The sequence below is a fragment of the Streptococcus parasanguinis genome (assembly GCF_047463195.1).
GTDB classification, from domain to species: domain Bacteria; phylum Bacillota; class Bacilli; order Lactobacillales; family Streptococcaceae; genus Streptococcus; species Streptococcus parasanguinis_R.
The window spans coordinates 20,127-43,503 of record NZ_JASHEI010000005.1; the positions used below are offsets into that span (position 1 = coordinate 20,127).

Here is a 23,377-nt window from a genome sequence, read left to right on the forward strand (position 1 = left end):
AAATAAGAAGATGTTAGAAGTAGAACACGTATCGAAAAAATTTAAGGACCACCAAGTCCTGGTAGATGTTAATCTCAAGGTCAACCAAGGGGATGTCGTCGTTATTTTGGGTCCATCTGGATCAGGAAAAACAACTTTCCTTCGTTGCCTCAACCACTTGGAAAAGGCGGATACAGGTCACTTAACCCTAGGTGGAAAAGCATATGACCTCTCAAAACTCAGCAAAAAGGAAATTTTAGAAATTCGTCAAAAGACAGCCTTTGTCTTCCAGCATTACAATCTATTTGCCAACAAAACAGCACTTGAAAATATCTTAGAAGGCCTGGTTGTAGCTCGTAAGATTCCAAAAGAAGAAGCCATCCAACGGGCGGAATCCGCCCTTGAAAAAGTCGGTCTCCTCGCTTACAAGGATTACTATCCTTCTCAATTATCAGGTGGTCAGCAGCAACGGATCGGAATCGCACGTGCCATTGCAGTGAAACCAGATGTGATCTTGCTGGACGAACCGACTTCAGCGCTAGACCCAGAATTGGTTGGGGATGTCTTAGATGTCATGAAACAGCTAGCCCAAGAAGGAGTGACCATGGTTGTCGTAACGCATGAGATGGGCTTTGCGCGTGATGTGGCCAACCACGTTATCTTTATGGATGGCGGACACATCATCGAAGAAAATGAACCGCATGAATTCTTTAATAGTCCAAAGGAAGAGCGAACCAAACAATTCCTTTCACGGATTTTATCTGATGCTACTTATAGCGTCGAATACATGATTTAACAAGAGACACACCTAGTAAGGGTGTGTTTTTTAGGTTCTGGAAAAAATTTTTAAAAATTGGCTCATTTTTTAAAAATCATTACGAATAATATAAGTGAGAGGGAAATATGACTGATAAAAAACAACGATTTGTACTACTATTCTTACTGACTTTATTTCTAGGAGGTTGCGGCCTTTTTACGGATAAAGCTGCTGAGAGAAGAGAAATGATTCAGATCGCAGAAAGCACGAAAATGGAGCGGACGCTGAAACACTTGTTAATCAGTATCGATCCTAAAGCTTTCACTTCAGAAGGTGTCATTCACTCCTATACCCTGATAAAAGGTGAATTGGAATACAATCCAATGGGAGGTATGAACGTCTCTCTCGTTATCAATGGCGATAAAAAGTTAACGATCGATACGACTGTTCAAATGGAAGATTCAGGACAGTTCGAAGCAGGTAGTTACGGTATTTCAGCAAAATTAAGTGATCTGTTAAGTAAAGCAGAAGAGACTGGGAAATAAACTCATTTAGGTAAACACCCCTAATCTAATATAGTTAAATAGAAACATTTATGGATCAAAACCAATATGTTACATCAATAGCTAGTGCTTGTAACGATTTGGCAACATTTTTTAACAAAAGTAACATTTCAGGTATGAATAGAATTTTGTATAATAAATTCTAAGAAACCTGAAGAAAGAATGGGAAGAAGATGAAAAAAAGTAAATTTATTGTGTTGATAATGGTAGTATTTAGCCTGAGCTTAGGGGGATGTAGCTTTTTTAATGGACAATCTGCCAAGAAACAAGAAATGATTCAAATTGCAGAGAGTAAGAAGATGAAAGTGGCGATTGAAAATATGTTAAAGGATATTGATCCTGAAGCATTAACTCCGCAGGGGAAAATACACTCGTATAAAATCTTGGAAAATCAATTGGAATACAATCCAATGGGTGGGATGAATGTATATTTGGAAGTCAATAATGATGAAAAACTAACTATTGATACTACTGTTCATATGGAAGATTCGGGAGAATTTGAGGCTGGAAGTTATGGTATTTCTGCAGAGTTAAGTCGTTTACTGAGGGGAGATGAATATGGTAAATAACACAAATTTTTCAGACAGACAGCATGTAGAAGCATCATTAATTGAATATAGATCATTAAAATTAGGAAAAAATCAAAAAATTAAAGAAGGTAGTGAATATGTTGGCAATGTTTCTCACATCTATGATAGTATAAATGGCAATGAAGAACAAGTCTTCGTACTAACGGATAGTGGCAAGGGTGTTGAACAAGATCCAGTCCCCTATACTGCTTCAGATGAAGAACGTGCCCAAATCCATGACGTGACTGTCTTGATGAAGGGATCTGAAACTGAAATAAGTACACAAAAATTACTCCATGATACATATACGGATTGGGTAAAGACAGATTTGCCAGCAGCTTCCAATATTTTGAACCCTGGTGGTGCGAGCGAGTATGCAACAGAATATGCGAAGAATTATGCGCGAGATAAGGCTAAGGATAGTTTTAATAATTTTGTAGAAGCTTTTGAAGATGCGATTATTCCTACTTCTGTTAATCTTCCTCCGGAGGCCACACCCTTAGGTAGGTTTATGAAAAAAGCGCTGGATAATCCTGTCAGCAATTTCGTACAGGAAAAAGCATCAGATGTGGTCGGCTTTTTTGCAGAAAGAACAGCCGACGAACAGGTTAAATTTCCCGCTTTAGTGGGAGCTGCTTTTTTAAAAAAATACAATGATGAAAACGGGACTTTCCCGCCTCCGCAATTTAAAGATGCTGCAGCTCATTTGAAAGAGGTGATCCGAAAATACCCCAATGCCAAGATCGATCTATACGGTCACTCTCTGGGGTCTATGAATATTCAGTATGCGCTTGCCTGCTTGACGGAAGAAGAAGCGTCTCATATTGGGACTGTCCATCTATACAATGGCCCTAATGCCTATTCCATCTTAACACCCGAGCAAAAAGCGCGTATAGATTCGCTGAAGTACAAAATCTACAACCACATTGACCATAAAGATTTGGTTAGCTTGGGCTATCAGGATTCTGGAAGTAAGGAATCCAGTGGGATTGTCAAGCACCTCAAAACTAAGAATTTGATAAATACTGGCCTGCAGCACATGATGCATGGTTATATCTATGATAAGGATGGAAATTTGGTTCTTGAAAAGGGAACGGAAGCCATCACTCGCAAGGAAATCATTGAAGAGCGGATGAAGGTTTACTATCGCCTAAAGGATAAATTGCAAAAAACAGGTGGTGGACTGAGCTCAAGTGAACGGATCTATCTGGATGCTTTGCAGGCGCGCTTGGCTTCTGATGAGCTGATTCGAGTAGTGGATGAAGGGCTGGAGCAAGCTCATAAATCTAAGGCACAACTGGATACAGATTTAGAAGCTTTGGAGAAAGTATTACATACCGTTCCGAAAGGCTTCATTCTCAATCTTGCGGAAGTAGAAGAGGCCTATGCACAGGCTGGTGCAACAAAGCAAACAGTTGTCACTGAAGTAAGAGAAAGATTCGACAACCGTTTGGCTGCATATCAGTCCTTATCAAATGAATTTCATGCTTTAAACGAGCAAGTGAATGCAGGAATTGAGCTCTTAAAAGCAAAAGACCAAAAAATAGCAGGAGAAATGAACCAGTGGGAACAACTAGCTTATTAATTTCATCTACTCTTTCGAAAAAGGAAAAGAAACTAGATCACTTGGAAAGAGAGTTCCAAAAAGCGCGCTTGAAGCTAGATGAAAAGCGTTGCCTAGTGGAAAGAAAACAGCAGCTCTTCACCCAGATGCTGGAAGAAGAGTATGCGATGGCAGCTTCCTTCTTACAAGAGCAGGAGGTTGATGTCAGTTGTGAATGGGAGTCCCTCCATCGCTGTATCGAAGAGTATGATCTCGAAGCTAGAGAAGCTGCACATGTAGTCTTAAAACAGATCGAAATCGAGGAAGAGAATTTATGGCAATCCTACCGGAAAGATAGATACCAACTGGAAGAGGAGTTTGCACAAGATAAAGTTTCATAGTATAGAAGAGGAGGAAGTATGGGTGATAGTCCAGTCAAAGATTTCTTTGATTTAGATATGAAAGATAAGATGAGGATCATCGAAAGCCGAAAGAAACTTGAAAAAGATTTAATCCGTGTTGTCTATGCGCCCGTTTTATTGACCTGCAAGGCAGGAGTTGAGAAACGTTACAATGATGGCTTGACTGCGATTACAACAGTAGCCGAAGAAGACGTCCAGGTAGTTGGAAAACAACTGGATCAGTCCATGGTGGGGCAATTTGCTAAAAATGTACAGACAGTTATTCAAGAAAAAGCTGGGAAATTTAAATCTATCTAGCCAAGAACTTCTATTTAAAATGGAATCTGGAGTGACTCCAGATTTTTTTAATAAATTTTAAAAATTATGTAAAAAAGTGTTGACAAAGAAATCAGTCTGCGTTATAATAATTTATGTAAACAAAAAGAGGTTGGGAAAACCTACTGGTTTACAAGATCAATAGTGGAAAGGAGATGGTGATATGCTATTTCCAGAATTAAGACAACTAATTGATAAAAGGAAAAATAGAAACTGTTAGCCTGTAGGGCTATTATTAAATAAATGAATTAAAATTATGTAAACAATTAAGTAGCAGCCAATTGGTCTGCTAATTTTCAAGAATGAATTAAAATTATGTAAATTAGAGGTATACAATATGAATAACAACTTTAACAATATGGATGATCTTTTCAATCAACTAATGGGAAACATGGGTGGTTTTCGTTCTGAAAGCCGTCGCTACATGATCAACGGTCGTGAAGTGACACCTGAAGAATTTGCTATTTACCGCCAAACTGGTCAACTTCCAAATGAAGGAAGCGAGCAAGTGCAACACCATCAAGGTAAAGGAATGAAACAAGATGGGATCCTTGCGAAGCTCGGCCGCAACTTGACCGAAGAAGCTCGTGAAGGAAAATTGGATCCAGTCATCGGACGTAATAAAGAAATTCAAGAAACTGCTGAAATCTTGTCTCGTCGTACCAAGAACAACCCTGTCCTTGTAGGGGATGCTGGTGTTGGTAAAACAGCAGTTGTAGAAGGTTTGGCACAAGCTATTGTGAACGGGGATGTTCCAGCTGCTATCAAGAATAAAGAAATCATCTCGATTGATATTTCTGGTCTAGAAGCTGGTACGCAATACCGTGGTAGCTTTGAAGAAAATATTCAAAATCTTATCCAAGAAGTCAAAGCTATGGGAAATGTTATTCTCTTCTTTGATGAAATCCATCAAATCCTTGGTGCAGGTAGCACAGGTGATGGTCAAGGCTCTAAAGGTCTTGCGGATATCATCAAACCTGCTCTTTCACGTGGGGAATTGACAGTCATTGGGGCAACTACTCAAGATGAATACCGTAACACCATCTTGAAGAATGCAGCTCTTGCTCGTCGTTTCAACGAAGTGAAAGTCAATGCTCCATCAGCTGAAGATACGTTCAAGATTCTCCAAGGGATCCGTGATCTTTATGAAAAACACCACAATGTCATCTTGCCAGATGAAGTTTTGAAAGCAGCGGTTGATTATTCGATCCAATACATTCCACAACGTAGCTTGCCTGATAAGGCCATTGACTTGGTCGATGTGACAGCTGCTCACTTGGCAGCCCAACATCCAGTAACAGATGTCCATGCTGTGGAACATGAAATTGAAGAAGAAAAAGCTAAACAAGAAGCTGCAGCTGCTAAAGAAGATTACGAAGCAGCTCTTAATGCAAAAGTTCGTATCGAAGAACTTGAAAAGAAAATTGAAAACCATACGGAAGACCATAAAGTAACGGCAACAATCAACGATGTGGCTGAATCTGTAGAACGGATGACGGGTATTCCAGTGTCACAAATGGGTGCAACTGATATCGAACGTTTGAAAGATATGGGTCACCGTTTGCAAACTAAGGTTATCGGTCAAGATAAAGCCGTTGAAGCAGTGGCACGTGCCATCCGTCGGAACCGTGCAGGATTTGACGAAGGGAACCGCCCAATCGGTAGCTTCCTCTTTGTAGGTCCGACTGGTGTCGGTAAAACTGAGTTGGCTAAACAATTGGCACTTGATATGTTCGGAACCAAAGATGCGATCATCCGTTTGGACATGTCAGAATACAGCGACCGCACAGCCGTTTCTAAATTGATTGGTACAACAGCTGGTTATGTTGGTTACGATGATAACAGCAATACCTTGACAGAACGTGTTCGCCGTAACCCATACTCAATCGTCCTTCTCGACGAAATTGAAAAGGCAGATCCTCAAGTGATCACCCTTCTCCTTCAAGTCTTGGATGATGGTCGTTTGACAGATGGTCAAGGGAACACGGTCAACTTCAAGAACACTGTGATTATCGCCACTTCAAACGCTGGCTTTGGTTACGAAGCCAACTTGACAGAAGCTGCGGATAAACCAGAACTCATGGATCGTTTGAAACCTTACTTCCGTCCAGAATTCTTGAACCGTTTCAACGCTGTTATTGAATTCTCACACTTGAGCAAGGAAGACCTTTCTAAGATTGTTGATTTGATGTTGGTAGATGTCAATAAGACCCTTTCTAAGAAAGAAATCGACTTGGCAGTGAGCGATGCAGCCAAAGAATATATGACTGAAGAAGGTTATGATGAAGTGATGGGTGTTCGTCCACTCCGTCGGGTAGTTGAACAACAAATCCGTGACAAAGTGACAGACTTCCACTTGGATAACTTGGATGCTAAACATCTTGAAGCTGACATGGAAGATGGTGTGCTTGTGATCAGAGAAAAAGACACAAAGAAGGAAGAAAACACTGATAAACAAGCAGATTAAGGCGAATTAGTTTGTGAAAAATAGAGACTGCTATCATATAGCGGTCTTTATTTTTTCTTCCCACCTGGGGGAAATTATTCGCCGTATAAAGCGAAAAAGACCCTATTTGGGCTAAAAAAACATCAATAATTAGTGAAATTAATCCAATTTGAGCAAAATTATTAATAAATAAAGAAAATAAGTATATAATCTATACAAGAATAAAATTTGAGGAATGGAAGTAAGATGAGCAATACAATTGATATCTACTCAACTCCCGAATACAGAAAAGTGGAAGCCGTTGTTCAACTGATGGTTGACGGTCGCTTGACGAGCTATCGTGTCGCAACTGAAACAAACATCAGCAAAATGAGCTTGGCGACTTTGACGAAGGGAACGAGTAAAATCAAAAATATTACCTATCAAACGGCTTTGGCCTTGATTGATTGGTATGATGAGAATCATGAAAAGTATGGCATTACGATTGACTAGTCAGTAGCCCACTTTTCGTGGTTTTTTTCTTTTTCATCAAAACTTGCCTCCTCTCTGAGACTGGAGTCTGATTTTGCTTGAAGAGGATGGGACAAACTTGAAAAGACGGGCGAAATTTGATATAGTATAGCATATATGAAAATTAAAGGAGAAACATATGCAAGGCGGAAGTTTGCTAATTATGCTCGTTCTTATGGTCGGTTTGATGTACTTCATGAGCCGTAGCCAAAAGAAACAGTATCAAAAACGGATGGAAAGTTTGAATAAACTTCAAAAAGGAAATGAAGTCATCACGATTGGTGGCTTGTACGGAACCATCGATGAAGTCGACACAGACCGCAAGACCGTTGTCTTGGATGTTGATGGTGTCTACCTGACCTTTGAATTGGGAGCGATCAAAACAGTTCTTCCTGTATCAGAAGGAATCTCAGCCACTGCTACAGAAGGTGCTAGCTCAGATGCCGATTCAGCCATCGAAGAATAATCATTAAAGAAGAGGCAAGGGCCTCTTTTTTGGTGGGCAAATAGGACGATGTGATGAAGGAAAGTCCTGCTGGTTCAAAAAAGAGGCCAGAGTCCCTATTTTATGGGGATTTATGGTATAATGAAGCGATAAATATTGAAATAGGTAGAAAAACATGTTTCGTTTTAAGAAAAAAGAAAAAATCGAGATACCTTTAGAAGTCCCGAAACACATTGGGATCATTATGGATGGCAATGGTCGCTGGGCGAAAAAGCGGATGCAACCGCGTGTCTTTGGTCATAAGGCGGGGATGGAAGCTCTCCAAGAAGTGACAATTGCAGCAAAAAATATGGGGGTTCAGGTCTTGACTGTCTATGCCTTTTCTACGGAAAACTGGACACGCCCTGAAGATGAAGTCAAGTTCATCATGCACTTGCCGGTCGAGTTTTATGATCGTTTCGTCCCCGAATTGCATCGCAACAATGTCAAGATTCAAATGATCGGTGATACCAAGAAATTACCAAAAGAAACGCTGGAGGCTTTGGAAAGAGCAGAAGCGATGACCCATCTCAATACAGGCTTGATCCTGAATTTCGCACTCAATTATGGTGGGCGTGCTGAGATCACTCAGGCTGTGAAACAGATCGCCCAAGAAGTTTTGGATGCGAAGTTCAGTCCAGAAGATATCACAGAAGAGATGATCGCAGATTCTCTCTATACCGAGAGTTTGCCACGTGTCCTAAGGGATCCGGATTTGATTATTCGTACCAGCGGAGAGATCCGTTTGAGTAATTTCCTTCCTTGGCAGGCTGCATACAGTGAGTTGTATTTCACAGATGTGATGTGGCCAGATTTTGGAGAGGAAGCACTAAGAAGTGCCATAGTAGAATATAGCCATCGCCATCGGAGATTTGGTGGTGTTTAGGAGAAGATGATGACGAAAGATTTACAAAAACGTGTGATTTTTGGAGGAATTGCCCTGCTCTTTTTCATTCCAACAGTAATGGTTGGAGGGGTATTCTTCCAGATTGTGATTGGCTTGATCGCCATGCTAGGGGTTCATGAATTGCTCAAGATGAAGGGGCTTGAGACAGCGACCTTTGAAGGAGCGCTAGCCATGTTGGCGGCCTTCGTCTTGACTTTGCCGATTGAGGACTACCTCCCTTACCTTCCAGCAGATGGCAATATGATTGCCTATGGTTTGGTTGTCTTGATTCTCATGGGGACAACTGTTCTTGCTCAGAATTACAATTATGAAGATGTGGTCTATCCCATTGCCTCTAGCTTTTATGTTGGACTTGGCTTCCATTCCTTAGTAGATGCGCGAATCGCTGGTATTGATAAGGTTTTGTTAGCCCTCTTTATTGTCTGGGCTACTGATTCAGGTGCTTATCTGGTAGGAAGTCGGTTTGGGAAACGCAAGCTCATGCCTGCGGTTTCTCCTAATAAAACGATTGAAGGCAGTCTTGGGGGAATCTTGTCTGCAGTTGCGGTAACTGTGATCTATATGATCGTGGATCGTTCTGTGGCGGGTGGACATGGTTTTCTTGCGATGATCTTCTTTACCATCCTCTTTAGTATTGCAGGTCAGTTTGGAGATCTGGTAGAGAGTGCGATTAAACGCCACTTCGGTGTGAAAGATTCTGGGAAATTTATTCCAGGACATGGTGGTGTTCTAGACCGCTTTGATAGTTTGATTTTTGTCTTTCCCTTGATGCATTTCTTGGGCTTGTTCTAAGACAGAAGAGATAGAAAGGAAACCACGTATAGAACGATGCAGTTTATTGCCTTTATTGTTATTTTTGGAGTGATCGTTCTCGTTCACGAGTTTGGTCATTTCTATTTTGCAAAAAAATCGGGCATCTTGGTGCGAGAATTCTCGATCGGGATGGGTCCAAAGATCTTTGCCCATATTGGTCAAGATGGAACAGCCTATACCATTCGCATTCTACCTTTAGGTGGCTATGTGCGTATGGCTGGCTGGGGTGAGGACACAACTGAGATTAAAACCGGAACGCCTGTCAGCTTGACGCTAAATGAGGCTGGTAAGGTCGTCCGGATCAATCTTTCAGGAAAGAATCTGGATCAGACAGCCCTTCCCATGAATGTTACCCAGTTTGACTTTGAAGATAAATTAGAAATCACGGGCTTGGTTCTCGATGAGACCAAGACTTATGATGTCGATCATGATGCGACTATTGTTGAGGAAGATGGGACAGAAGTGCGGATTGCGCCGAGAGATGTTCAGTATCAGAATGCCAGCATTTGGGGACGGTTGATCACCAACTTTGCGGGTCCTATGAACAACTTTATCCTCAGTATTGTCGTCTATTCACTCTTAGCCTTTATGCGCGGTGGTGCGATTGATTACTACAGCAACAATGTTCAGGTGGCACCCGATGGGGCGCTAGCTAAGGTTGGTGTTAAAAGCAATGTTCAGATCCTTCAAGTCAATAACGATACCGTTAGCAACTGGGATGAGCTGACAGATGCTGTCGAGAAAGCAACCAAGGACAGCAAGACGGCTCCTGAATTGACCCTGAAAGTCAAGACAGACGGCCAAGAAAAAGAAGTCAAAGTGAAGCCAACCAAGTCAGGGAATCGTTACTATTTGGGTGTGACAAACGGCCTCAAGACAGGATTTGTGGATAAACTCTTGTCTGGTTTTACAGATACCTGGAATACAGCGACACGGATTTTGGGAGCTTTGAAAGATATCATTTTCCACTTTAGTCTCAATAAACTGGGTGGTCCGGTTGCAATCTACAATGCCAGCTCACAAGCTGCTCAATTAGGGATTCCGGCAGTCTTGTCTCTTATGGCCATGCTCTCTATTAATATTGGGATCTTCAATCTAATCCCGATTCCGGCTTTGGATGGTGGGAAAATCTTGATCAATTTGATCGAGGTCGTCCGGAGAAAGCCACTGAAACAGGAAGTAGAAACCTATATGACGCTTGCAGGTGTAGCTGTAATGGTTATTTTGATGATTGCTGTCACCTGGAATGATATTATGAAATTATTTTTGAAATAGAAAAGGATATTGTCCATGAAACAAAGTAAAATGTTGATTCCAACGCTTCGCGAAATGCCAAGCGATGCCCAAGTCATTAGCCATGCTTTGATGTTGCGTGCAGGTTATGTTCGCCAAGTATCAGCTGGTGTCTATTCTTATCTGCCCTTAGCAAATCGAGTAATTGAAAAAGCAAAAGGCATCATGCGCCAAGAATTCGAAAAAATTGGAGCAGTAGAAATGCTTGCTCCAGCCCTTTTGAGTGCGGATCTCTGGCGTGAATCTGGTCGTTACGAAACTTACGGGGAAGACCTTTATAAGTTGAAAAACCGTGAAGGCTCTGACTTTATCTTGGGTCCAACTCACGAAGAAACCTTTACCGCTATTGTGCGCGACTCCGTAAAATCTTACAAACAATTGCCGTTGAATCTCTACCAAATTCAACCAAAATACCGCGATGAAAAACGCCCACGGAACGGTCTTCTTCGGACCCGTGAGTTCATCATGAAAGACGGTTATAGCTTCCATGCTAACTACGATAGCTTGGATGTCACTTATGATGAATACAAGGCGGCTTATGAGCGGATCTTTACCCGCAGTGGCATCGACTATAAAGCCATCATCGGTGATGGTGGTGCCATGGGCGGAAAAGATAGCCAAGAGTTTATGGCTGTTACGCCTGCTCGTACAGACTTGGACCGTTGGGTTGTTTTAGACAAATCAGTGGCTTCCTTTGATGAGATCCCAGCAGAAGTCCAAGAAGAAATCAAAGCAGAATTGCTCAAATGGATGGTCTCTGGTGAAGATACCATTGCCTATTCAAGTGAATCAACCTATGCTGCCAACTTGGAAATGGCTACTAACGAATACAAGCCAAGTAACCGTGTCGTAGCGGAAGAAGAAGTGAAACGCGTAGAAACACCAGGTGTCGAATCGATTGATGAAGTAGCTGCATTCTTGAATGTTCCAGAAGAAGCTACTATCAAGACTTTGGTTTACGTCGCAGATGGTGAGCCTGTTGTTGCCCTTCTCGTAGGTAATGATCAGCTCAATGAAGTGAAGTTGAAAAACTACCTCGGAGCAGATTTCTTTGAACCTGCAACCGAAGTGGAAGTGAAAGAATTATTAGGAGCTGATTTTGGCTCTCTCGGTCCAGTTGATCTTCCTGAAAATGTTAAGATTATCGCAGACCGCAAGGTTCAAGATAGTCGCAATGCAGTAGTCGGTGCCAATGAAACAGGCTACCACTTGACTGGTGTCAACCCAGGACGTGACTTTACTGCAGAATACGTCGATATTCGTGAAGTTCGTGAAGGCGAAATCTCACCAGATGGGAAAGGGGTCTTGAACTTTGCACGTGGGATCGAAATCGGTCACATTTTCAAACTCGGCACACGCTACTCAGCTAGCATGGGAGCAGATGTCTTGGACGAAAACGGTCGTGCGGTTCCAATCATCATGGGCTGCTACGGAATCGGTGTCAGCCGTCTTCTTTCAGCCGTTATGGAGCAACATGCACGCCTCTTTGTCAATAAGACTCCAAAAGGGGAATACCGTTACGCTTGGGGGATTAACTTCCCTAAAGAATTGGCGCCATTTGATGTGCATTTGATTCCAGTCAATGTCAAGGATGAAGCAAGCCTTGCTTTGACCGATCGGATCGAAGAAGCTTTGGTGAATAAAGGCTACGAAGTCTTGGTGGATGACCGAAATGAACGCGCTGGTGTCAAATTCAGCGATAGTGATTTGATTGGGCTTCCAATCCGCGTAACAGTTGGTAAGAAAGCAGCTGAAGGTATCGTAGAAGTGAAAATCAAAGCAACAGGAGATACCATCGAAGTTCATGCAGACAATCTCCTTGAAACCCTTTCAATCTTGAACAAATAAGAAAAAGCTTTCTGAGCTCTCACCAGTGTGGTGATGAAACTCAGGAAGCTCTTTTTATTTTTCTTCTTTGAGGCCTTGATCTTTGAAATAGGTAAAGAGATCTTGAGGTTTGCCTTTGAGGTATTTCAACATTTGGGAGTTTTGTTCCCCTCCCTGTTTCTCAATTATTTTGGCAAACTCTTCTTTTTTGATTTGAGAAAAGTCAATATGCATGATGTTGGTATATGTTTTTTTATCATCAGCAATTTGAATGTCTGGATGCAGTCCAGCAACGTTAGTGAATTCATTTTGGGAATTATTACTGTCGATACCAGATTTAAAGGTTTCTTTCAATTCAGCAACATCTGATTTTTGCATATCTTCCGGTATTGGTGCAACTCCCATGATGGTCATGGAAACAATCTCATCATTTTTGTAGCCAATTTGAATTTTGTTTTGGTAGTGATCACCGAGGTCACGAACAAAGGTCTTGGTTTGGATTTGCTCCTTTTTGGTTTGAGTGGCCTCTTGCTTGGGAGAAGCGGCAGTAGTTCCTTTGCCTTGTTGGCCTTGGCTACAAGCGGTAAGAGCTAGTAGACAGACAGAGGCAAGTAGAAATTTTTTCATATATACTCCTTATAGGTTAATGGTGTTCGATCTTGTATGAAACAAGTTTTGAACAGGTTTCATTATACCATAAAAGTTTTAAAAATGAAAAAATATACAAAAAACTTCAAAATTTGCTTTTAAAAACACCTAAAATCAACAATTTTTATCTATGTGTTGAGTTAATATAAAAGGACAGAGTGTCTTCTTTTCTTCTCAGAAATAATACTAGTTGGAGACTACTGGGGCAAGGAATTCAGAAAATATATTACATATTTATGACAAAATGTTACACAATTGTAACAAAGTTACAATGTTTTATCAGTTAGCCCTCTAAACTTGACATTCTGGCAATATTTCATTAAGATATTTTTAAGTAAATAATACAAACAGGGAGCAAAAGGTAAAATATACAGTTATCTGGCATTTTACTAATTCGTACTAAAATGTATTGTTTATGAAAAAAATATAAGGGTATCAGCCCAAAAGGAGAAACATATGGCTCAAATTAAATTAACTCCAGAAGACCTACGTGCTTCAGCACAACGCTATGCACAAGGTTCTCAAGAAATCGATCAAATCCTTACTACTTTGACTCATGAACAACAAGTCATCGACGCAAACTGGGATGGATCTGCATTTGATAGCTTTGAAGCACAATTCAACGAATTGTCTCCAAAAATCAAACAATTCGCTCAATTGTTGGAAGACATCAACGGTCAATTGATCAAAGTTGCTGATATCGTTGAACAAACTGACCAAGATATCGCTGCACAAATCCACTAAGATAGTCTTGGAGGTGATCTTACTTCTTGTAGGTAGATCACCCTTTTGTCTTTTGATATATAGAAAATAGGGGTTAGATTCTTAATTCCTAACCCCTATTTTGTATCTATGAATTAGAAAAAGGAAAAGGTATGGAAGTTAAAAATAAAAAATGGTTAAAATACATCGGTCAGAGTGCGGTTGTGCTCCTTTTGATGGGATCTGTAGTGGGTCTTTATACGACGGTTCAAAAGGACCAAAAGCAAAACGAAGCCAAGACCGTACAAACGACAGAAAACACCAAGCTCAATATTGCAGTTGTCAACGAAGACAAGGCGGTTAAACTGAATGATAAAGAATACAACCTTGGGGCTAGCTATGTAAAGAATATCGAGCGGGATAATTCGCAAAACTGGTCTGTACTCCCTCGTGGAGCTGCTGAGTCAGGGCTTGCAGATGGCAAGTACCAGTTGATGATCGTTATTCCAAGTGATTTCTCAGAGAAGGTCTTGGAAGTGAACGCGGTTAATGCAGAGAAGACAACGGTGACGTATAAGGTCAATGCGGCTGGAAATTCTCAGGTTGAGAACGAGGCCAATAAAGTCGCTAAAGATATCGTTTCAGACTTGAATAGCCAGTTGGTTGATATGTATATGGTCAGCATTTTGAGCAACCTTTATACAGCTCAGAAGAACGTGGAAACAAGTAACAAAATCCAATCGACCAACATTGGTTCATACCGAAGCAACTTGCTGGATTCGGCCTTGGATTCCAAGAATATCTTTCCAAGTCTCTATAGCTTGTCTACGTCTTCTGTCGAGTCGAATAATGCCTTGAAGACAGTCCTTGAGTCTTATACACAGGCTTTTGATCAATTGACCCAATCTCAGGATCAGTACGGTCAAAACTTCGACACATTGATCAAGCAACGCTCTGAGGATAAGATCAGCCATGAAGAGTTCATGAACCAGCTGATGTCTATGAACCAGTCTGTTGTCAGTGAAAAGACCCAAGAGTTGTATAAGAATCTACAACAAAACCAAGAAGCAATTACCAAACAATTGAGTCAACCAACTGAAACAGAAGGAGATGCTTCAGGGACCAAGACCTATGCAGGCTTGACAAAAGATGTGAATGATCGTGTGGCAGACCTCGAAAAAGGGATCAAGGCAGAACGCGACAAATTAGATGAGCACGAAAAGAACATCGAGTCTTCTGTAAAAACGAAGATCCTTGACTATTATGGTCTAAAAGAAGGAGACAAAGTCACTCTTCGTACCTTGCTTGGAAAACCAAAAATCGAAACTATCAGCAAGGCTCGAGATAAAGCGGATGATGACATTCGTCAAGCGATTGAAAAACTTCCGTCTTTAGACCCTGCTAGTCTTAATCTGAATAAGTATGGGAATCTCAACGCAGCGATTAATTTTGATAGTGCTTTTGCTGGAACGAAGGCGCAAGCAAAAGGGAATGCCGATGAATTAAAACGATTGGCTGCAGAAGTGGATGCCAAATCAACGGCAGTTGCGGATGTCCTCAATGCTAAATCTGGAAAACAGAAGGTTAGCATCCAAGTGCCAGCAGGAGTCAAGGTTGATACTTGGACCTATGATGGACATACTTATGCAGGTAGCGGCGAGCAGGAAGTCGAACTGAAAGATGGCAAACAAATTCAAATTCACCTTGTTGAAGATGGAGGAGCTATGCCAAGCGCGATTGATGTTGAAGTCCTTGTGAATGGAGTTTCTTCAACCAGTGTGACCGTATCTGCAGAAGATTTGAAAACAGCTGTCGCTAACTATGCATCGAAAGCTAGTGAAATCGCCTTGGATTATCAACGCGCAGGAGCATTGATCGATGCCTACTATCCAGAAGATGAAAAGGGAGATCGTCATTCGCTCTATGATCCAATCGAAGATATGGATTTGACAAACGCTTTGGTCGACATCGTGAAGGCTGCTGTTTCAAGTAACATGAAGGACTACCGTAAGAGTATTGAAACGGATGAATCTGGGGATGCAACGAAGAGTGTGAAAGCCCAGTTAGATGGTACACTCCAACAGTTGCAAGACTTGGGACCACAATTGCAGGCCAATCTTCAAGCGATCGAAAACACCAACAAGGATCTAACCCAAAATATCAACGATCAATTGACGCAATATGCAGAGCTTCAAAAACGTTTAGAAGAGATCTCAAAATCACAAGAAACAGTGACACAGGCTCAAACCAAGACCGATGCAGATTTGTCAGCCCTTGGTTCTGAATACACGTCATTATTGAGCTCGACAGAAGGCGTTAAGAGCTCATCTCGTAGCAATGTAGAAGCTGCTAACTCTACCAATGAAATCTTTAGTCAATTGAACAAAGAATTGGAAAAAGCCCAAGGCAATACAGAGAAATTGTCTAGCGATGCAGAGAGCTTGATGGGTGAATTCGACAAGGAATTGTCTGAAAACGGGAACTTCGTCGAAGCCTTCCGTAAGGTCTTCAACAATGCCTATGAAAACGGAGTGCCGAATGAAGTCTTGCTTGACTTCTTGTCAAATCCAGTTGCAGAGAAATCGTCTTCTGTGAAAGCGACCATCAACGTCTACCGTCCATTTATCTGGATCTTTATGTTGGAAGTCTTGAGCCTCTTTACAGCTTATCTCTTTGCGACTCAGCCAATCATCCGTAAGGTTAAGGATCGTTTCAAATTGGATCGCTTGCAAGAATCAGATCTCTTGTCTGTCGGTGTCCTTGTGGGACTTTCTCTCATCCTTGGACTGGTGATCGGAATGATTTCAAGTATTCAACTCTCTGTTGGTCGTGAATATGTACCTTCATGGGTATTCTTAGCGGTTCTAGCAAGCTTTGTCTTGGTACAACTGCAATACCTTCTCTTGAAACACTTCCGTGTGATTGGAATGGGACTGGCCTTCTTCATGTTGATCAGCTATGTCTACCTATCAAGTGCGATCGGAACGACCGCGACCTTGTCAGGCCTTCCAGCACTGGTGAAAAATGTTAACCTCCTTTCTATTTTAGAAGGACAGTTTGCGGGTTACTTTGATGGACAAACAGCCGGTATCGGCGTCTTCTTCGGATTGTTGGTCTTCTTCGGACTTTTGGCGGTTGCCAATATCTTCATTCCAAAGAAGTTTACTCAAACAAAGGAAATTGAATCAAGCTTATGAAAAAAATGATGTATCTTCTCTTTGTCTTTAGTCTCATTCCAGTAGTTGCTGTTTCTGCAGATGATTTTATTGATAATCGTCTGCAGGTCAACAACTCACGTCTTGAGACAGAGAAGGAAAAGACACTTGGGGGCCAATTGGATGCGACTGAGTCTCTTTTCAATGAGAAGGATCAGAAAAAAATAGCAGATGAAAAACGCAAGCAAGAGAAACAATTGACCGATTCAGACGGCCAGTTGTTTTCTGCTATAAAGGGAAAGAAAAAAACAGGGCCTGAAGCGGACCTGTTCCAGCCTGAAAATCAAAAATTATCTAAATTTGAGTCCAATGTGGAGGACAATTCGGCTAGTTTGTCGGATTTTATTCCAGCCTTGCAAATGCTGGCTTGGAGTGTCCTTCTCTTTGGGATTGCTGGCTACATTTCCTATCGAATCTATAGAAAAGAGGCCTAAATGGACCAACATATCAATGTCACCTTCCGTATGAATGGTGCAAGCCATGACCTCCGAATCCCAACACGGATGGAGGTGCGACGCTTGATTCGGGAATTGGATCAGATCTTTGGGTCTGCCATGGAGCCTAGAAGCAAGTATCAGTTGCGCGTGGTAAATAAAGGCATCTTGCTAGATGAAGGCAAGGTGGTACAAGAGTATCCGATCACGAGTGGTGATCTGATCGAGATTGAGGAGTGGTAAGGTGAAAGAAGAACAATTTACACTGGAAGAACAAGTCTTCCGTTTTGAAAAAGAAGAAACGAGCTGGCGGCTGGACCTCAAGCGTTCAGAAGTGGATAGCCAGGATTTACGCAATTTATGGATTTTGGATCTCCATCATCCCCTGTTTTTAGAGCAAAGCATGACAGCGGATCAAGACCAGATTCATCTGACCTATCAGACAGACGCGCTAGGCTTGAGTGCAGAAGAAATCCAGGCATTACCGGTTTCAGACCGTCTGCGTCTAGCTATCAATGTCTTGGATTTGGCGCCAGCCTTGGAGCTTCCGGTGACCTTTATGTTGCATCCTATCAATTTGTTTGTGACCAAGGATGCGCAAGTCAAGATCGCTTATCGCGGGGTGCCGGGAATGATGGTGCCACGCAAGTGGGATCAGGTTGAATTCTTGCGGCAGGCCAAGTGCTATGCGGTCACTCTTTTTGGGGACTGGGATTTCATGGAGCTCTATCAAGGCACACTTGAATTAGAAGATCTGCCTGATTTCTTGGTAGAAATCCGTGATGCTGCTAGCTTAGAAGAGATGAAAGCTCTCTTAGAGAAAGCCTACCAAGAACGCAAGGAAGAGGAAGAAAAGACCTTGACCTTGGTTTCAAGTCGTCAACACCGAATCTTTAAGTTGGCAACAGTATGGCTTTCAGCTGTAGTGGCCCTCTTACTCTTGCCCTTGATTTATTTGGTCTTTTTCCAAGCCCCCTTTAAAGAAAAGTTGCTTCAAGCGGATACTGCTTTTCTTAAAGTAGACTACACCGGTGTGATCGATGAGTTGGAGGGAGTGGCTCCAAGCAGTCTTCCAACGACACAGAAATACGAGTTGGCGACGTCTTACTTGCAAGGCTTGAATTTCTCAGAGGACCAAAAGAAGGTCATCCTCAACAACGTCACGCTCAAATCAGACAGTCTCTATCTCCACTACTGGATCTATATCGGCCGTCATGACTTTACCCAAGCGCTGGATACAGCCAAGCGGATCGACGATTCAGACTTGATCATCTATGCCCTTCGTAAAGAAATCAAGGCGACACGTGATAGCGAAAAACTCTCTGGTGAACAGCGCGAGAAGAAACTCTCTGAGCTAGAGGGCGAATACAAGAAATACTGGGATGCCCGTTCTAAACTCTTGGAAGCAGAGACAGATGAAACCAAATCTTCTACTAGCAGCTCAACAACGGCTTCATCTACGGAAGGTTCCTCAACAGAAAGCTCGTCTTCTACAACTGCAAGCTCGACTGAGTCTAGCGAACACAAGGAGTAGTCTATGAAAAAACGTATCATACTCTATAAAAAAGGTTTTCGCTATGAGTTAGCGCTAGAAGAGGGAAAGACAGCCACCGTATCGAATCAAGAAATAGCTCAGTTGACCCTTGCTTCGCAAGAAAATCCCCTTCATTTCCAATGGAGTCAAGGAGAAATCTTCTACCAGTATGGTGAAGACAAGGGTGTGCTTGGAAATAGCAAGATCCTTGGAGATGTGGTCTGCTACTTGGCGACAGGAGAAGTCCATACCTATGAACTGCTAGACAAGGAAGAAATTCTCGTAGCAGATGAAAAGGGTGCGGATGTGCGCTTGCACTATCCAGTACGCTTTCTCCTTGTGAGAAAAGAGCAGACTTGGACTTGCCAGCTCTTATCCGGAAAACTCTACCATAACCACAAACTAGTCAGTGAAGCAACGTTTCCACTAGCCTTTGGGGATGAGCTTGCCATTGGAGATGTGACCTTTAAGCTCTATCCGGAAGAATTTGGCGTGGAAGGGGCTGTCGAAGTGAGTCCTTATCTGGTGCCGCGTTTGCATTCACGCTATGACTTTTACAAGGACTATCCAGAGTACCACCGGTCTCCGCGGATCATCTACCGGAGTTCGGAAGACAAGATCTTGATCAATCCTCCGGGAGCGGAGCCTCAAAAGCCATCAGATGAACTCTTGAAGTTAATCATGCCACCCCTCATCATGGTTGGGGTGACCCTCTTGATCACCATTTTCCAACCGCGGGGGCTCTACATCATCGCGACAGTATCCATGTCTGTGGTTAGTGTGATCTTTTCGGTCCAAGGATTCTTCAAGAATCGTAAGAAATACAAAGAAGACAAGAAAGAGCGCGTGGAGCTCTACCATCTCTATCTCAAGGACAAGGCCAAGGACTTGGAACAGCTATCTCGTAAGCAGCGAGAAGGCATGTTTTACCATTTCCCAGCGATCGAAGATTTGACCAAGATGGTCAAACGCTATGACTCGCGAATCTACGAAAAAACACCGCTTCATTTTGACTTTTTGGCTTATCGTTTGGGCTTGGGCAAGGTTCCAACCAGCTATGAGCTCAAATATGGTCAGGAAGAGCGCAGTGGGAAGAAAGATGCCTTGGAAGAAGAAGGCTATGCTCTTTTCCAAGCTCATCAAAAGATCGACAATCTTCCGATTGTAGCCAGTCTTAATCGGGGACCTGTAGGGTACGTCGGTCCTCGTCCTATCGTGCTAGAGCAGTTGCAACTCCTGGTTTCCCAATTGGCTGTCTTTCACTCCTACCATGATCTGACCATTATTCCGATCATTCCAGAAGAAGAAAAAGAAAGCTGGGATTGGATGCGCTGGTTGCCCCATGCGACCCTGCAAGATATGAATGTCCGTAGCTTTGTCTACAATCAGCGGACACGCGATCAGGTCTTGAACAGTCTTAACCAAATCCTCAAGCTCCGCAAGGCGCAAAAAGAGGAAGAAAAAGCCAATGATACCAAGATCTTCCACCCGCACTATGTGGTCCTCATCACCGATGAAACCTTGATTTTGGACCATGTCATCATGGAGTTCTTCCGTGAGGATCCGACAGAGCTAGGATGCTCTATCATCTATGTGGCAGATGTGCTCTCATCTCTTTCTGAAAATATCCAAACCGTTATCTCCATCAAGGACCGCAACCAAGGGCAATTGCTCTTGCAAGAAGGGGTTCTTCGTGAGCTTGACTTCCAATTGGATCACTTCCCTGAAGGTTATGACAAGGAAGCCATCTCGCGTGGCCTTGCCCCTCTCAAGCATATCCAACAGCTTAAGAGTTCAATTCCAGACTCGGTGACCTTCCTTGAAATGTACCAGGCGGAAACTTTTAATGACCTCAAGGTCTTGAGTCGTTGGGAGAGCCATGCCCCTTACCAAAGTTTGGCAGTGCCGATTGGTCTGCGCGGGAAGGACGATTTGGTCTACCTCAATCTCCATGAAAAAGCCCATGGACCACACGGTTTGATTGCAGGGACAACCGGTTCTGGTAAGTCTGAAACCATTCAGTCTTATATCCTGAGCCTTGCCGTCAACTTCCACCCACACGATGTGGCTTTCCTCCTCATCGACTACAAGGGTGGGGGAATGGCCAACCTCTTCAAGGATCTGCCTCACTTGCTTGGGACCATCACCAACTTGGATGGCGCCCAGTCCATGCGGGCCCTAGCCTCTATCAATGCGGAGATCCATCGTCGGGAACGCCTCTTTGGTCAATATGGGGTCAACCATATCAACCAATACCAAAAGAAATTTAAACTCGGTGAAGCGACAGAACCGCTTCCTCACCTCTTCTTGATCAGTGATGAGTTCGCCGAACTCAAGGTCAACCAACCAGACTTCATCAAGGAATTGGTCTCTATCGCACGTGTCGGGCGTTCCCTCGGGGTGCACTTGATCCTTGCGACGCAAAAACCTTCTGGGGTCGTGGATGACCAGATCTGGTCCAACTCCCGCTTCAAGCTAGCCCTCAAGGTGGCAGATCGTGGGGACTCTATGGAGATGCTGCGGACGGCAGATGCGGCTGAGATCACCCAGACCGGTCGTGCCTACCTCCAAGTCGGAAATAACGAAGTCTATGAACTCTTCCAAACCGCTTGGTCAGGAGCAGACTACCAGCCTGAGAAGGACCAGCTAGGGATCGAAGACCATACTATCTACTTGATCAATGAACTGGGCCAATACGAAGTCCTCAATCAAGACCTCTCCGGTCTGGATATGGCAGAAGAAATCAAGGAAGTGCCAACAGAGCTGGATGTCATCGTGCAAGAAATCAATCACTTGCACCAAGAAGAAGGTATCGCAGCTGTGGCCCAACCATGGTTGCCACCCCTCAAAGAGCGGATCACGCTGGATGAGTTGGAAAAGGTCGTGCCGATCGAGGCTTGGCAAAAACGGACAGCTCCAAGCGTCCTGATCGGGGTCGCCGATATCCCTCAAGCGCAAAAGCAAGAAGCTGTCGCCATCGATCTGTCAAAAGATGGGAATATCCTCCTTTACGGAAGTCCAGGTACAGGAAAGACCACTTTCCTACAGACAGCCGCAATGGATCTGGCTCGCAAGCAGAGTCCAGAAAATCTGACTATGTACCTGCTGGATTTCGGAACCAATGGTCTAGCACCCTTGACTCAATTGCCACATGTGGCTGATAGTCTCTTGCTGGATCAGACGGAAAAAATCCAGAAATTCATCCGAATCATCAACCGCGAGTTGGATCGTCGCAAGAGGCTCCTGTCTGAGCATGGTGTCGGCACCATCGCCCTCTACCGTGAAGTGACCGGTAAGCAAGAGCCAACCATGGTCATCCTCATGGATAGCTATGAGTCTATGAAGGATGAGCCTTATGAGACAGACCTCTTCAAGCTCTTCATGCGGATCTCCCGTGAAGGTCTCAGCATCGGTGTGCACCTGATCATCACAGCTAGCCGTCAGAACAACCTACGGGCTCAGCTCTATTCTAACTTCAAGCACCAGCTGACCTTGCCACAAAATGATATCTCTGAAGTCCGCGGTATCGTAGGAGCAACCCCACTGGCTTCTACGATGGAAGACATCAAGGGACGGGCACTCATGAAGCGTGACGAAGTCGATGTCGTCCAGTTTGCCTTACCAGTCGCAGGGGACAATGATATCCAAATCATCAACAACCTCCGCGATCAAGTCCAAAGCCTCAAAGAGATGTGGACAGGCCGCACTCCAGCAGGCATCCCAATGGTGCCAGATGAGTTGACAGAAGCAGCCTTCTATGGACGTGAGGATGTAGCAGCCTTGCTGGATGAAGGAAAAGTACCACTCGGATTGGATATGGAAACAGTTGAGCCTGTGACATGGGATCTCAAGAAAGGCAACCTTCTTTATCTAACAGATAAGGAAGAGCAGATGACACAATTCGTCAAACAAATCGCCCACAGTAAGCAAAAGGTGATTGTGTTGGCGCCAGCCTATAATGAACTGCCAGAGATGGAAGGTGTGACAATTCTCTCTACGAAGGAAGACTATGTAGCTGGAATCAAGAAAATGGAAGAAAATATCCAATTGAGATTGGAACAGCAGAAATCGCAACATGAAGCAACGATTGTACTATACAATCAACTAGAACTTATGAATGATCTAGGTATGGATCTTCAATCTAGTCTGAACTATGTCCTTGAAAAAGGGGCGCGTGTAGGCTATGCTACCGTAGCTATGAGTGGTAGTCAGTTGAATCGAAAAATTGACGAAGTATCAAAATCTATCAAGCTCTATAAACAAGCGATCGTGGCCATGCGGATTACAGACCAAAGTGTCCTAAATGTTATCAATCGACCAGTTCGTGAAGAACCACTTGATAGCCAGGTGAACTACTATGTAGAAGATGGATTTGTAAGAAAAGTGAAAGTATTAATGAAATAGAAGGGGATGAAT

20 protein-coding genes are annotated in these 23,377 nt (G+C 43.1%); 19 read left to right on the top strand and 1 reads right to left on the bottom strand.

The features are described 5' to 3' along the window. Positions 1-10 precede the first annotated feature (10 nt). The 13 genes from QM870_RS05455 to QM870_RS05515 all read left to right on the top strand — a co-directional run bounded on the left by QM870_RS05455 (position 11) and on the right by QM870_RS05515 (position 12,449). On the top strand, positions 11-775 hold the full coding sequence (locus QM870_RS05455) for an amino acid ABC transporter ATP-binding protein (RefSeq protein ID WP_070448946.1): 765 nt from the start codon (positions 11-13) through the stop codon (positions 773-775). A 107-nt stretch (positions 776-882) separates the two neighbouring features. After that, positions 883-1,281, top strand: a complete 399-nt coding sequence (locus tag QM870_RS05460) for a DUF1310 family protein (RefSeq protein ID WP_414368934.1) — start codon at positions 883-885, stop codon at positions 1,279-1,281. Between the two features lie 191 nt (positions 1,282-1,472). Then, entirely contained in the window at positions 1,473-1,868 is a 396-nt protein-coding gene (locus tag QM870_RS05465) for a DUF1310 family protein (protein ID WP_155200103.1), read from the top strand. Then, positions 1,858-3,453, top strand: a complete 1,596-nt coding sequence (locus tag QM870_RS05470) for a lipase family protein (protein ID WP_414368935.1) — start codon at positions 1,858-1,860, stop codon at positions 3,451-3,453. Before QM870_RS05465 ends, QM870_RS05470 begins: the two co-directional genes overlap by 11 nt. Continuing rightward, complete coding sequence (locus QM870_RS05475) at positions 3,432-3,812, top strand: type III secretion protein (protein WP_414368937.1); 381 nt, start codon at positions 3,432-3,434, stop codon at positions 3,810-3,812. Before QM870_RS05470 ends, QM870_RS05475 begins: the two co-directional genes overlap by 22 nt. Before the next feature lie 18 nt (positions 3,813-3,830). Next, positions 3,831-4,130, top strand: coding sequence for a hypothetical protein (locus QM870_RS05480; protein ID WP_049523162.1), 300 nt, complete (start codon positions 3,831-3,833; stop codon positions 4,128-4,130). Positions 4,131-4,485: 355 nt separating this feature from the next. After that, positions 4,486-6,615, top strand: coding sequence for an AAA family ATPase (locus QM870_RS05485; RefSeq protein WP_414368939.1), 2,130 nt, complete (start codon positions 4,486-4,488; stop codon positions 6,613-6,615). A 225-nt stretch (positions 6,616-6,840) separates the two neighbouring features. Next, entirely contained in the window at positions 6,841-7,086 is a 246-nt protein-coding gene (locus QM870_RS05490; protein WP_003009969.1) for a hypothetical protein, read from the top strand. Positions 7,087-7,243: 157 nt separating this feature from the next. Next, positions 7,244-7,570 (top strand): preprotein translocase subunit YajC, encoded by a 327-nt coding sequence (yajC, locus tag QM870_RS05495; protein ID WP_003004444.1) that lies wholly within the window; start codon positions 7,244-7,246, stop codon positions 7,568-7,570. Between the two features lie 154 nt (positions 7,571-7,724). After that, on the top strand, positions 7,725-8,474 hold the full coding sequence (locus QM870_RS05500) for an isoprenyl transferase (RefSeq protein ID WP_003009971.1): 750 nt from the start codon (positions 7,725-7,727) through the stop codon (positions 8,472-8,474). Between the two features lie 9 nt (positions 8,475-8,483). After that, positions 8,484-9,287: a phosphatidate cytidylyltransferase gene (locus QM870_RS05505; RefSeq protein ID WP_023919527.1), complete on the top strand. Its 804-nt coding sequence runs from the start codon at positions 8,484-8,486 to the stop codon at positions 9,285-9,287. Positions 9,288-9,323: 36 nt separating this feature from the next. Then, positions 9,324-10,583 (top strand): RIP metalloprotease RseP, encoded by a 1,260-nt coding sequence (gene rseP, locus QM870_RS05510; RefSeq protein ID WP_021154371.1) that lies wholly within the window; start codon positions 9,324-9,326, stop codon positions 10,581-10,583. A gap of 15 nt (positions 10,584-10,598) precedes the next feature. After that, positions 10,599-12,449, top strand: a complete 1,851-nt coding sequence (locus QM870_RS05515) for a proline--tRNA ligase (RefSeq protein WP_414368941.1) — start codon at positions 10,599-10,601, stop codon at positions 12,447-12,449. A 54-nt stretch (positions 12,450-12,503) separates the two neighbouring features. On the opposite strand, the gene QM870_RS05520 is transcribed toward QM870_RS05515, so the two are convergent. Beyond that, the gene (locus tag QM870_RS05520; RefSeq protein WP_414368943.1) at positions 12,504-13,055 is read right to left on the bottom strand and encodes a hypothetical protein; all 552 of its coding nucleotides are present in this window, start codon (positions 13,053-13,055) and stop codon (positions 12,504-12,506) included. A 477-nt stretch (positions 13,056-13,532) separates the two neighbouring features. On the opposite strand from QM870_RS05520, the gene QM870_RS05525 reads away from it, so the two are divergent. The 6 genes from QM870_RS05525 to essC all read left to right on the top strand — a co-directional run bounded on the left by QM870_RS05525 (position 13,533) and on the right by essC (position 23,365). Beyond that, positions 13,533-13,820, top strand: a complete 288-nt coding sequence (locus QM870_RS05525; RefSeq protein WP_003016069.1) for a WXG100 family type VII secretion target — start codon at positions 13,533-13,535, stop codon at positions 13,818-13,820. A 131-nt stretch (positions 13,821-13,951) separates the two neighbouring features. After that, positions 13,952-16,975 carry a type VII secretion protein EsaA gene (esaA, locus tag QM870_RS05530; protein ID WP_414368945.1) on the top strand — a complete coding sequence of 1,008 codons (3,024 nt, stop codon included), beginning with the start codon at positions 13,952-13,954 and terminating at the stop codon, positions 16,973-16,975. After that, a complete protein-coding gene (essA, locus tag QM870_RS05535; RefSeq protein ID WP_340281551.1) occupies positions 16,972-17,427 on the top strand; it encodes a type VII secretion protein EssA in 456 nt (151 codons plus the stop codon). The genes esaA and essA overlap by 4 nt, the downstream gene beginning before the upstream one ends. After that, positions 17,428-17,670 carry an EsaB/YukD family protein gene (locus QM870_RS05540; RefSeq protein WP_003013697.1) on the top strand — a complete coding sequence of 81 codons (243 nt, stop codon included), beginning with the start codon at positions 17,428-17,430 and terminating at the stop codon, positions 17,668-17,670. A 1-nt stretch (position 17,671) separates the two neighbouring features. Next, positions 17,672-18,961 (top strand): type VII secretion protein EssB, encoded by a 1,290-nt coding sequence (gene essB / locus QM870_RS05545; protein ID WP_414368947.1) that lies wholly within the window; start codon positions 17,672-17,674, stop codon positions 18,959-18,961. 3 nt (positions 18,962-18,964) lie between these two features. Further along, on the top strand, positions 18,965-23,365 hold the full coding sequence (gene essC, locus QM870_RS05550) for a type VII secretion protein EssC (protein WP_414368949.1): 4,401 nt from the start codon (positions 18,965-18,967) through the stop codon (positions 23,363-23,365). The last annotated feature ends 12 nt before the right edge of the window (positions 23,366-23,377 follow it).

Coding starts and splice junctions, on each gene's coding strand:
- QM870_RS05470 (WP_414368935.1), top strand. CDS start 1,858: ATGGTAAATAACACAAATTTTTCAGACAGACAGCATGTAGAAGCATCA.
- QM870_RS05500 (WP_003009971.1), top strand. CDS start 7,725: ATGTTTCGTTTTAAGAAAAAAGAAAAAATCGAGATACCTTTAGAAGTC.
- yajC (WP_003004444.1), top strand. CDS start 7,244: ATGCAAGGCGGAAGTTTGCTAATTATGCTCGTTCTTATGGTCGGTTTG.
- QM870_RS05515 (WP_414368941.1), top strand. CDS start 10,599: ATGAAACAAAGTAAAATGTTGATTCCAACGCTTCGCGAAATGCCAAGC.
- QM870_RS05460 (WP_414368934.1), top strand. CDS start 883: ATGACTGATAAAAAACAACGATTTGTACTACTATTCTTACTGACTTTA.
- QM870_RS05540 (WP_003013697.1), top strand. CDS start 17,428: ATGGACCAACATATCAATGTCACCTTCCGTATGAATGGTGCAAGCCAT.
- rseP (WP_021154371.1), top strand. CDS start 9,324: ATGCAGTTTATTGCCTTTATTGTTATTTTTGGAGTGATCGTTCTCGTT.
- QM870_RS05485 (WP_414368939.1), top strand. CDS start 4,486: ATGAATAACAACTTTAACAATATGGATGATCTTTTCAATCAACTAATG.
- QM870_RS05455 (WP_070448946.1), top strand. CDS start 11: ATGTTAGAAGTAGAACACGTATCGAAAAAATTTAAGGACCACCAAGTC.
- QM870_RS05490 (WP_003009969.1), top strand. CDS start 6,841: ATGAGCAATACAATTGATATCTACTCAACTCCCGAATACAGAAAAGTG.
- QM870_RS05520 (WP_414368943.1), bottom strand. CDS start 13,055: ATGAAAAAATTTCTACTTGCCTCTGTCTGTCTACTAGCTCTTACCGCT.
- QM870_RS05480 (WP_049523162.1), top strand. CDS start 3,831: ATGGGTGATAGTCCAGTCAAAGATTTCTTTGATTTAGATATGAAAGAT.
- esaA (WP_414368945.1), top strand. CDS start 13,952: ATGGAAGTTAAAAATAAAAAATGGTTAAAATACATCGGTCAGAGTGCG.
- essC (WP_414368949.1), top strand. CDS start 18,965: ATGAAAAAACGTATCATACTCTATAAAAAAGGTTTTCGCTATGAGTTA.
- essA (WP_340281551.1), top strand. CDS start 16,972: ATGAAAAAAATGATGTATCTTCTCTTTGTCTTTAGTCTCATTCCAGTA.
- QM870_RS05505 (WP_023919527.1), top strand. CDS start 8,484: ATGACGAAAGATTTACAAAAACGTGTGATTTTTGGAGGAATTGCCCTG.
- QM870_RS05465 (WP_155200103.1), top strand. CDS start 1,473: ATGAAAAAAAGTAAATTTATTGTGTTGATAATGGTAGTATTTAGCCTG.
- QM870_RS05525 (WP_003016069.1), top strand. CDS start 13,533: ATGGCTCAAATTAAATTAACTCCAGAAGACCTACGTGCTTCAGCACAA.